This is a genomic window from Carboxylicivirga caseinilyticus (genome assembly GCF_050589785.1).
Taxonomy (GTDB): domain Bacteria; phylum Bacteroidota; class Bacteroidia; order Bacteroidales; family Marinilabiliaceae; genus Carboxylicivirga; species Carboxylicivirga caseinilyticus.
Genome location: NZ_JBNGOX010000004.1, coordinates 77,583 through 90,034, shown reverse-complemented (window position 1 = coordinate 90,034; position 12,452 = coordinate 77,583). Strand labels below are relative to the sequence as shown.

Sequence of the window (12,452 nt, the reverse complement as noted above, 5' to 3'; positions counted from 1 at the left end):
ACATGAAATAAAAGAAACTGTTAATCTCATGCCTGTGAAACATACTATCTGCTTATTCTTTAACTATTTTCTTTATTAATAATTGCTCGTTTACAGTAATAATGACAAAATAAATTCCCTTGTTATGATTGCTGAAATCAATCTTGTAATTACTTCCATTATTACCAACTAGATGTTTAATAGTCCTGCCTGATACATCCCTTATTTCAATCTTTGCAGGAATGTTATTATCCAAAACTTCTATATAAAGTAGATCTTCTACAGGATTTGGATAAATGCGAATGTTATCATTTGCCTCAACAGGTGTAATTGCCGTTGCAACATTTGTTACCTTAATAATTCCGTTAGTATATAATTCTGAAGTATCCCAATATAATCCATCTCCAGGTGAAGATGGACTTATGGCATCGAATGATCCGGAAACGGATGATGCATCCAATACCTGATATGATTGACCATTTGCAAAGCTTCCATTATTTAAAACCATGTATAAGGTTCCTGCAATTGTGTAAGTTCCGTTAACAGTAACCTTATCGCATATACCAGCAGTTGCATCCGTTTTAATGTATAAACGGGCTCCTGTTAAAAACGTAAGGTTATTATTAATCGTTAAATTACCATATGCAGGGCTTATTCCAGGCATAATGTAAGCCCTGTTATTTACTGTGACAGCTCCGGAAACATAGCCTGTTCCGGCCAGACTTGAATTTGTATAAACTGTGACAGGGCCAGTACCTGTTGCACTGCCTGAAGTATTAGCTGCAATAATGGTTCCTTGTTCGATAACAGTACCACCGGTATATGTGTTGGCATTAGTAAGTGTCCATCTTCCTGAACCAGTTTTAATAATGGCAGTTTGTGAGCCGGTGTTTTTATACTGATCATTTGAGATTTTTCCATCAAAAGCAACCGAAGTTCTTTTACCACCAATTTTCCAAGTAATTGTGTTGGCTCCTTGTCCACCAGATCCTAATACAGATGAGCTTGAACCTGTTAATTCACCAATTTCAATTGTAGCATCAGAACTGTTTTTGTAAACGGCAAAAACGTCATTGTCCAGATAGACAGAAGCATTAGGGAAACCGGTGCTGTTTCCAACAACGAACCAGTTACCATAGACTGAAATAGGGGAAGCACTTGCATTAATCTGTCCAGCATAAGCTGACCAGTCTCCATTCAGATGAACACGTGAGAAAGGAAGAACGAGGTTAAGTGTTCCCTCTCCGGTAGCATCACCATAATGTTCGCAACGTCCATCCATATTGATGGTGGCGGTATATCCGGCAGGAACTTCTAAATCCCAATAAATATTGCTGTAAGTACCGGTACTGTTAAACATGTTTAAGGTAGCATCTTTTATTATCACCTTATCTGTTCCCAGACCATAAGAATTGGCGTTTTCTGATGTTAGTGCAATGGTACCTTCGGTTAATGTAACAGGTCCACTTATTGTATTGGCAGCCGAAAGGTTAAGTTTACCAGTACCTCTTTTTGTAAAGTTCCCGGTTCCTGTTATTACACCATCAAGGGATACCTCTGAACTACCGACTGTATAAAAATCTCCATTACTTTCACCAATGGTAATGCCCCGGTTGGTAGTACTTTGGTCTCCTGTATAATAAATACTTCCGCCGTTAAGGTAGATACTGGCAGGATCATTACTTCCACTACCCAAACTACCCGGACTTCCAATGTTACTTAAGTTGGTAACACTGGTTAAGCCAGCTCGTAATTCTACATTACCTGTAAATGTGTTTGCTTCATTCATTATTAAATATCCGGTTCCGGATTTCAATAAACCTCCAGTGCCACTGATGGTTCCTGTTCCTGTAAATTTGTAGGTAGTAGAAGCACTCACTTCCATACCTCCGATAGGTACATCATCTGCGACATTAACAGTTGTATTTCCACTGTCATCAAACAATACATAATCACCATAAGTAAAGAAATCGCTTACACCATTGTTCAACCAATTGGTATTATTGAGGTAGTCCCAGCTGTTATTGGTTGTTCCATCCCAAACAATTGAGGCGGGGTCGCGAACTAAGGTTGTAATAAGTACAATCGACTGACCGGATAATTCAACGCTTGTCACCAATTCTCTGATTCCAACAAGTGATATATTATCTACCGATCCTGTAAACGATCCTGTAAACGAAAGAAGTGTATAGGTACCATCACTTAATTTACCATCCGGTTTACTTACATTAAAAGTTATATTCTCGCCCAGGGATAAATCACCATCAATAATAATCTGATCGTTTGATTTTGTTGTTCCTGTTGGATCATCGCTTAAATCAAATTCAAAGCTGGTATTGTCACTAGCCAGAAGGTTTCCATTTATTTGAGTAGATGAAGCCTGAGTGTAATCACCTACCCAGATTTTTGCTCCGGATAAAAGGTTAAGACTTCCAGTTGTTCCATTACCTGTTATTTCACCTTTGCCTTCAATGGTTGTTTCACTTGTTGCTATGTTTCCATTAACTTGTAAAAGTCCTTCAGAAACCAATGTTTTACCAGTGTAATTATTTGCGGTATTTATAACCAATGAACCGGCTCCACTTTTTATTAAATCCATCGAACCGCTTAACCCACCTGTTCCACTAAAGGTATAATCATTAGGGTTGATAACTGTCACTTTTGATGGACTTACAGTTTCGTTAATTAAAACAGCTGATGTGTTATTGCCCGATATCGAGAATATAACATCATCATCATTATTAAATACCGATGTAGTACCATTGGCTAATTTCCAGTTAGATGAGGCGTTCACATCCCAGTTGAATCCTGCTGAACCATCCCATTTTAATTTTGCCTGAGCAATAGGAGCCAGGGGAGGAGTATCCATATCTGTACCCAGAAAGAATCCGGGATGTGGTGGTTGGTTATACCCAACATTTTGCCATGCAATAGCCAAACGATACTGAGGATCGTGCATTAATGTTCTGAAACGGTATGAAGTTTCATTGGTAGTTGTATAAATTCTAAGTTTTGTATTGTCTGTTGTTCTGAAAATAACTTCTTCGCGCCAGTCACCCAAAATATCGCCTGACAGATTTGGTGTTGCTTTGGTTGAGTTATTAGAACTACAATTAAATGCTGTAAGTAAGGTGCCAACATTGTACTTGCTGATATTTGTACCATCCAATAGTTCTCTTGTCAGATCATCATCCCACCAGATAAGAAAATTCATAGCGGTTTTTCCACCAATCAAATCTCCGTCAATACTGTAAGCTCCATCTCCTGTTGAAGACCAACGTTCATAGCCTCTGTAATCCGGGCTGATATCACCTGCAACACCACGACCTACATCTTCGCCAGGGGCTTTTATCTGCCAAAGAACTTCTCCTGTGGCAGCATCACGATAGGTCATTCCATTACCAGCTTCTTCGTGAGGCATAAAGACTTCCAGACCAGGACGATCAGGATCCATATCAGAAACATGTAAGGCATCACCATGTCCTAAACCAGTTGAATAAAGGCCTGTACCATCATCGTTGATGGTACATGAACCGTATATTATTTCATCTTTACCATCCTGATCAACATCAGCGACACTTAAGTTATGATTTCCTTGTCCGTAATATGCACTGTTACCAGAATCGTTACTATCGAAAATCCATCGTTGAGTTAATTCTGTTCCATTCCAATCCCATGCTGACAGAACTGAACGGGTATAATATCCACGAGTCATTACCAAACTTGGATGTTCTCCATCCAAATAAGCTACACAGGCTAAAAATCGGTCAACCCTGTTTCCATAACTATCACCCCAGCTGCTTACACTACCTCTTGCCGGAGTGTAATAAACAGTTGCCATTTCGTATCCGTTTTCTCCACTAAAAACAGTAAGGTATTCGGGACCTGACAAAATATAGCCTCCTGTATTTCTGTAATCAGCTGAATGATCAGCCGATGCAGCCGGCCCTGTATTTATATAATTACCGGAGTTATCCTTTGTACCCGGAGCAGTTTTACATGCAAGTTCAGCAATGCCATCACCATCAAAATCGTAAACCAAAAACTGAGTATAGTGAGCACCTGCTCTTATGTTGATACCCAAATCAATTCTCCACAATTGTGTTCCATCAAATTTGTAAGCATCGAGAAAAACATTTCCAGTGTATCCCGATTGTGAATTGTCTTTTGAGTTGGATGGATCCCATTTTACGATAATCTCGTACTGACCATCACCATCCAAATCACCCACACTACAATCGTTGGGAGAATATGTATAGGATACACCATCAGGTGTTGTTCCTCCTGATGGACGATTCAAATTAACTTCGAGGTATTGGTTATCCCAGATATCAACCGGAGTTGACTTAGCCTGTTCAACATCATCAATTACTGCAGCTACTGAATATTGGGCAACAGCTGATGAATTATCAACAAAATTTGTAGTTTGGGTAATAGGAGTGGTGTTTATTTTGGTATCGTCGCGATAGATGTTAAATGAAATATTTTCATCTTCAGTACCCAACCATCGCCAACTAATAAAAACTTCACTGGTACTCGTTCTGACAGCAACAACTCCACGATCCAGATTCTCTATTTGTCGTTGTGCAATTGACAAGAAAGGTAGCATAGCCCACAGTAATGCTGTGCAGAAATATGTGTAGAATTTTTTCATAAAGGATTTAAATTGCAATGCAATCTCCTTTGATCAATAATTTGATCAAAGGAGATAAGTATCTATGAAACAATTATTTTATTAATATAGTATTCGTTGTTAATCTGTATTTTAACCAGGTAAACTCCTGTTGGTAAATGTCCTAATGACCATGTAACAACACTTCCGCCTTCTATTACATCATTTAAGACAACTGAACCTTCCAGGTTTTCAATTGAGATTAAACCTTTGCCTTGAATGTCAGAAAGATCAATGTTGAAATTATCATCTGATGGATTCGGGTAAATATGAACTCCTGAATAATCAGCATCAAAGATTCCCGTAGGTGTATCGGTTACAGCTATGATACCTGTTGTATATAAATTAGTTGTATCCCAATATAAGCCTGTGCCTGGTGATGTTGGACTAATTGCTGTAAAAGAGCCGGTGATGGCATTTGCATCCAATACATTAAAGGATTGACCATTGGCAAAGGCTCCATTGGTTAATGTCATATAAAGAGTACCGTTTAATACAGCTGTACCATTAACTACGACCTTGTCGTTTGAAACAGTAGATGCATCTACTTTAATGTAATACCTTCCTCCATCAAGAATAGTTAAATCACTGTTTAGTGTTAAGGTTCCAATTTGTGTCGATAATCCAGGCAACAGATAGCCTCTGTTGTTAAGTGTTACAGCACCTGCCACACTTCCGGTACCAGCCAGTGATGCGTTAGTCATTACTTCAATGGCTCCTGTACCGGTAGCACTTCCAAAGCTATTTGCTGCAATGACAGATCCTCTTTCAATTACTGTTCCTCCTGTATAGGTATTATTTCCTGTTAAGGTCCAGCGTCCACCACCTGTTTTAATGATGGCAGTTTGAGATCCTGAATTTTTGAATTGTGTATTATTGATGACTCCATTAAATTCTACGGAAGTTCCTAAACCACCAATCTTCCAGGTGATTGTATTTGAACCTTCACCTCCTGAACCTAATTTAGAACTTGAGCTTCCCGTTAATTCACCTATCTCAATAATATCATCATTACTGTTGCGATACACTGCAAAAATATTATCACCCAAATCAATGGCAGCATTGGCATAACCATTTATATTACCCAGAATTAACCAACCATCGTTTGTTGTGGTGGCATTAATTTGTCCGGTAAAAGCTGACCAGTCACCAAATAATTCTGATCTTATATAAGGGATATCCAGGTTAAGTGTTCCATCTCCTGTTAGGCTACCAAACATTGAACATCTGCTATCGAGGTTTAATGTGGCAGAAAAACCATTCGGTACTATTAAGTCCCAATATATATTACTATAAGAACCAGCACTATTAAACATTTTCAAGGTGGCATTTTTTAGAGTGACCGAAGAACCTAAACCACTGATCTCAGCTGTTTCGGAGTTTAACAAAACACTACCACTGTTGATAACTGTACCTGCATGTGTGCCAGTTTCAGATAAAGATAATGTTCCTGTTCCATCTTTTATCAATTCTCCTTCTCCAGCGAATGATCCATCCATCGTCATTGTGATACCAGTACTTGTATATATTGTTGCATCATTTGCTCCGATGGTAATGTCGCGGTTAGTTGTAAAAGAGGCATCTGATAAATAAAGTAACGAACCATTTATGGTGAAATTTTCAGCTTCACCTGTAGCTGCACCCAAGGGGCCATTCATTCCACTGTTCGAAATGTAACTCACCTGAACCAAGCCTCCATTCAATGATACCGGTCCGGTAAAATCATTTACATTATTGATTTTAAGCTGACCAAATCCAGACTTGGTTAGGCCACCTGTACCGGAAATCATGCCTTCACCATCAAAAGTGAAGTTGGAACTGGCATTGACAACCATGCTACCAATAGGAACAATCTCTGTGATATTAACAGTTGTGCGTGTGGCATCATCATTAAAAGTAACATTATCATTACCTAAAAACCAATCATCAACATCGCTGTTTAGCCAGTTATAAGCTCCTGCAAAATCCCAAATGTTGCTGGTACCGCCAGTCCAGATGATGTCGGTTGCTTCACGAACCTCCAATACTTCTAATGTTAACTTTCCATCGGCAACCACTAACTGACATGCAACATCATTTATATTTAATATTTGAATATCGTCTACTGAACCATTAAATGTTCCATCAAAAGTTATTAAGTCATATGATCCGGGATCAAGAGATCCTTCCAGACGATTAAAATAGAAATTACAGATTCCTTCAATGGTCAGATCACCTGACAACGAAATTGCATCATTTGTACCAACCGGATCCATTGTTAAATCAAAATACGTTTTTGATCCTTCATTGAGGGTCAGGCCATTTTGTATAACTCCATTGCCAACAATACCTTCGGTTGAGCCAATTTTTAATTTTCCTCTGGACATTACCGTAACTCCATTACCAATGGTTCCATTCAAAAGTAATTCGCCAAACATACCAACTTCTGCTTTGCTACCAGTAATAGCCTGATTGATGATTAATTTACCATTGTATAATTTGGTTGTCCCTGTATAATCATGGTTTGAGTTAAGAATTAAGGTGCCGGTACCAGCCTTTATTAATTCCATATCCCCAGATAATTTACCTGTTCCTTCAAAAGTATAGTCATTCTGAGAGAAAACAGTGACACTGCGTGGCGATACGGTATTGGTAATATTTACAGAACTTGTGTTATTCCCATTGTAATCGAACAAAACATTAGCTCCATCAGAATAAGATATTGAGTTGCCATCTTCGTCATTCCATGATGAAGAACCACTTCCCCAGTCGGGTCCCGAAACCCATGCTATTTTATCATTAATGATAGGGTAGGGAACAGCCTCTTCAGTTTCATTTCCCAGATAGATTCCTGTGTGAGGTGGTTGATTGTATGAGTTATTCTGCCATGCTACAGCTATCCTATATTGAGGTTCGTGCATTAATGTAGGCATGCGGAAATCCGTTACATCAGTAGAAGTATAAATTCTTAATTTTGAATTGTCAATGCTTCTAACAATCATTTCTTCACGCCAGTCACCGATAACATCAGCTTGTAAACAAGGATTTCCTTTGGAATGATTAACTGTTGCCATTCCTGTGGCTGTAAGTACAGCGTAGTTATCAAGAGTAGAAGGATTATATTTTGATATTTGAGGTGTTCCATATCCTATTTCTGAAGAGAAAGAAGAATAATCCATGAATTCACGGCTTAGATCTCCATCCCACCATATCATGTAATTCATTGGTACATTGTTTGCACCAACAACTTCCCCATCAACATTGTACATTGGACTTTCAGTTGCTCCCCATACTTCCCAACCATCATAATCAGGATTTATATCACCTGCAGCACATCGTCCACAGTCACGGTTTGATCTGTAACGAATATGCAACTCGCCATCAGCTGAACTTCTTAGAGTAACTCCCCAATATTCTGAACCTTCCAGGCATTGCCATGTTTCCAAACCAGGTCGATCAGGATCCATATCACTGACATGAAGAGCATCACCGTGTCCAAAACCGGTTGAGTAAAGACCAGAACCATCATTGTTAACAACCATAGCACCATATACAATCTCATCACAGCCATCGTTGTCAACATCACCGCAACTTAAATTATGGTTTCCTTGTCCTGTGTACGAAGTGGCAACTCCACCGGGATCACTGTCAAAAGCCCATCTCTTGGTTAAATTGGTACCATCCCAATCCCAGGCTTCCATTTTTATACGGTGATAGATACCGCGACCATTAACCATACTGGGTTTTTTACCATCCAGATAGGCAACGGTCCACATACACTTATTGGCACGGTGAGCATACTGTGCAAGGTGCATACCTGGTGTTCCCCATTGTGAGATTGGATCTAACTCAATATAATAATCCCATGCCAGTTCTTTTCCGGTTGCACCTTCGAAAATTGAAACATAGTCAGGTCCTTCGGTTCTGTATAGTGTTCCTGAATTATCAACTAATGAATACCGGTAGTTAATGGTTCCATCTCCATCACGGTCTCCAACATAAGTTCCGGTACCATCGGTAAAACCATCGGATGTTCGTGTTGCAACCTCAGCTTTTCCATCACCGTCAAAATCATAAACTAAAAAGTTTAATTCTGTTTTATCATTGATATTCGGACCCATATCGATTGTCCACAGATAGGTTCCATCCAGTTTGTATGCTTCGATTAAATTAAAATAGGTAGCACCGACACTTTGATCAGCAGCAACTCTTTTAATGATCACTTCATATTGTCCGTCACCATCCAAATCACCGACTGAGGCATCATTTAATTCGTATTTATCAATGGCTCCATACGTTTCATTTATTGGAATATCCAGGTATTGACTTGTCCAAACAGGTACTTCATCAGATACAGGTTGTTCTATTCCATCAATTATTGCAGAAACAGAATACATTGCAGCAGAGCTGCCAGATGTATCCAGATAGTTGGATGCTCCAGTGATTGGAGTTGAGTTTATTTTTGTTCCATCGCGGTAAACATTAAATGCAACATTTCTAAGTTCAGTTGCCGATATTCGCCAACCAACATAAATGTTGCTTCCGGATTCAATAGCAAGTACACCTCTGTCCAGCACCTCCATCTTACGCTGCGCACTTGTGTTCTGATACAGACCGAATGCAATTATCATCATGACAGTCTGAATCAGGAGTTTTAGATTTTTCATATGTAAAGTTTTTATTTTCATAAGCAATGAGAATACTCGATTTGTATAAGGGCAGAAATTACTTCTGTTATATTTTGGGTTTATTAATGATCAGTTTAATATAATAAGGTTGTCTTCTTTCCTGTAAATGTCTTTAACGCATTAATGCCTTTCTTCAAGGCATAATCTTCATTGTTAGGTTATTAATTAGGTTAAAATAAAAGGTTGGTTGTAATAAATAAGTATTTTATAAGGTATTTGTTTAAGGGTGAAAAAGGAAAGCTCATTCATGAGCTTTCCTTTTTGAATTAAATTATTTAACAATTACTCGTTTAACAGTTACACTATTACCAGTTGTAACTTTTACTAGGTATAAACCTTTAGTAGAAACAGAAACAGGAACTTTACCTGCTCCGCTTACAACCTGGCTTGATACGGTTGCACCGGCAGCATTAATTACTTCAATAGTACTACCTTCTCCTTCTTCAACATCGATGAAGAAATTACCATCTGATGGGTTAGGATACAAGCTTACTTTTGCAGCTTTATTATCACCAATTGCAGTTACACCTACCATAATAGCCACTTCGTTACTAGTTAAGTAAACAGAAGCACCATCATCATCTAAAACATAAGCTTCGAATACAACATAGTAGCTTCCTTCATCAAGGTCATATGGTGTAAATGTAGATGATGTTTCCTGAACAGGGAAGAATTCATTATATGGTCCGCCAGATGTTGTTGAATATTTCCACTGAACAGCAGTTGCTCCATCAGGTAAGGTATAAGAAAGTTCAGTTCCGTTATTATCATTTGGATAAAAGTCAATGTATTGTGTCGCAGCTGGACTTACAGCAATATCATAAACCTTTACTGGTACTACATTATTTGACCTGTCGGTGGTTGTACCAGTAGTGGCATAACATACAACATAGTATGTACCAGCTTCACTAAATGATACTTGAGCAGTTTCACCAGTAATAGCAGGATCGAAGCTTTGGAATGGACCACTAGGTCCTGTTGACCACATCCATTCATAGCTATCGTATCCAGTAGCATTTAGTAGAGACAATGAATTTGTTAATTGATTTTTGCTAACAATTTGAGATTTAGTTTGCTCAATACCGAATGCAGAAAGAGCACGAACAGAAACAATTGTAAGATTTTGTACTTCGTCATAAATCATTTGAGGTTCAAATCCTTCAGGTGTAATAAATTTAGGATAGAAAGTTATTACTCCATCAACAACTGTACCTGTTAACCAGGTTGCAATTGAACTACGCACATCACCTGCAAAATGATATTCTGCATTTCCTTCCAAATGGAATTCACTATGACCTTGATTAGCTGAAATTCGTCCAGGTAATGTATTAAAAAGTACAACTGCATCATCTTGAATATATATATGAGAACCGACAGCAGGGGTATTGCTTGGCCCCATTAAGAATGATCCATCCATAACAGCCTTTGCATCATTCTTAACCGTAAAGGTTGAGGTTTCTTTATAAAAACGCATATAAGTGCTACTACCTAATACAAATACACCTTTTTCAAGGATATAAGCTCCTTCCCCTGCGTAATCATTATTTGGACGATACCATAAAGTGTCAGTAGTTGAGGTCCCAGTCAATGTTAATGTAGCATTGGCAGCAATCCATATATTACGTAGGGTATCTTTGTTTAATCCATCTATTGTTACATCAAAACCGGTAGGAATATTTATACCATTTTGGTGAATGTACGCTGCGTAATCATAATTAAATATATTTCTTGCAGTATTGTCATATGTACCTTCAAATGTCATGTTTAAAGCTGAAGCATTCCATTCACTTACATTGAATTGTAATTCTTTTGTTCTTTCTGTATTACTACCAATCAGAGATTCGCAAACAACAAAATAAGTACCAACTTCTGTAAAAGTATAGTTAAACTCAGTACCTGTAATAGGAGTATCAAAAGAAACATATGGGCCTCCAGTTGTAGTTGAATATTTCCATTCTCTACTGGTAGCTGTTTCTGTTTCAGTTATTGTTACCATGCCAGACATTTGAGTTACTCTAAGGTATTGAACAACAGCAGGAGAAACACTTACTTTATTACTTGAAATGTCAAACTCCACACTATTAGAATAATGTATTACTCCATCACCATCTATTCCTTTAAGAGCCATAAAGTAATTGCCAGAATTAGGAAATATTGGTTTTATATAATTATTTATTTGAGCAGGATCAAAACTCATAGTATAGCTACCATCTTCTGTACCATACACCCACTCTATGGAGGCCATATTACTATAGCCATCGTTTTGTATAACATATACAGAGTCACCAACTTCACCGGCAGATAGTAATTGTTTTGTAATAGGTTCAATAACAAAAGCAGTTTTGTCACGAAGATAAATATGAGTTTTATTAGTGAAATTATCATAATCTGCCACAACATCCTTATCCTCAGTTGTTCCAATACTGCCAGTTGCAATTCTTTCTTCAATCCATGTTACAATATCACCATTAACATATATTTGAGCCTCATCTGCAAGGTATAAATGAACTCTTCCTAAGTTTAAAGGGATACGGTCAAGACTACCCATAGTAACATAAGAATGACCTGTGATATTCAATTGACCACCTTTTGTCCCATTTCTATCACCTAAACCAACCCAATGTCTGAATGTAACAGTATCACAATCTATATTTACAACTGTTTCATTATTGTCAATATAGAAGTTCCTGTTAGGAGCATAGTGGAAGTTTCCTTCACCACCAGTAATATTTAAAATACCTCCAGTATAATCACCTGTGCCGCTTACGGATTCAGCATTAACTCTAAAAGTTGCTCCCTGAGACATGTTGATTGTAACCTCACCAACTGGAATATAAGTTTCATTAACCGTTTCTGACCATGCATCCATGTTAAAAATATTAACATCGATGGTTTCAGTTCCTGTAATAACACATGCGTTTGTATAATAGCTGGTATTTTTGAAAATAAGGTTATTTCCAGCCATATTACCTTCAGGTGACCAGTTCTGGGTTTCACTAGCATCAGAACTAATACTACCATTCCAAGTAAGGTCAACTGGTTCTTGGGCCATTAACCCGGATGTTGTTAATAACATGGCAGCTGATAAGGTCCATGTTTTTAATTGTTTAAGATAGATCTTCTTCATAATAAAT

At 38.0% G+C, this 12,452-nt stretch carries 3 protein-coding genes; all 3 read right to left on the bottom strand.

Annotation, left to right across the window (positions count from 1 at the left end; genetic code table 11):
* Nucleotides 1-52: 52 nt before the first annotated feature.
* Complete coding sequence (locus ACRD62_RS03055) at nucleotides 53-4,633, bottom strand: rhamnogalacturonan lyase family protein (protein ID WP_430818647.1); 4,581 nt, start codon at nucleotides 4,631-4,633, stop codon at nucleotides 53-55.
* Nucleotides 4,634-4,695: 62 nt separating this feature from the next.
* A complete protein-coding gene (locus ACRD62_RS03050; RefSeq protein ID WP_430818646.1) occupies nucleotides 4,696-9,297 on the bottom strand; it encodes a rhamnogalacturonan lyase family protein in 4,602 nt (1,533 codons plus the stop codon).
* A 292-nt stretch (nucleotides 9,298-9,589) separates the two neighbouring features.
* A complete protein-coding gene (locus ACRD62_RS03045) occupies nucleotides 9,590-12,445 on the bottom strand; it encodes a T9SS type A sorting domain-containing protein (protein WP_430818645.1) in 2,856 nt (951 codons plus the stop codon).
* Nucleotides 12,446-12,452: the final 7 nt, after the last annotated feature.

What these genes read in the sequence shown, in the direction of transcription:
- ACRD62_RS03045 (WP_430818645.1), bottom strand. Translation starts at nt 12,445, where the DNA reads ATGAAGAAGATCTATCTTAAACAATTAAAAACATGGACCTTATCAGCT.
- ACRD62_RS03055 (WP_430818647.1), bottom strand. Translation starts at nt 4,633, where the DNA reads ATGAAAAAATTCTACACATATTTCTGCACAGCATTACTGTGGGCTATG.
- ACRD62_RS03050 (WP_430818646.1), bottom strand. Translation starts at nt 9,297, where the DNA reads ATGAAAAATCTAAAACTCCTGATTCAGACTGTCATGATGATAATTGCA.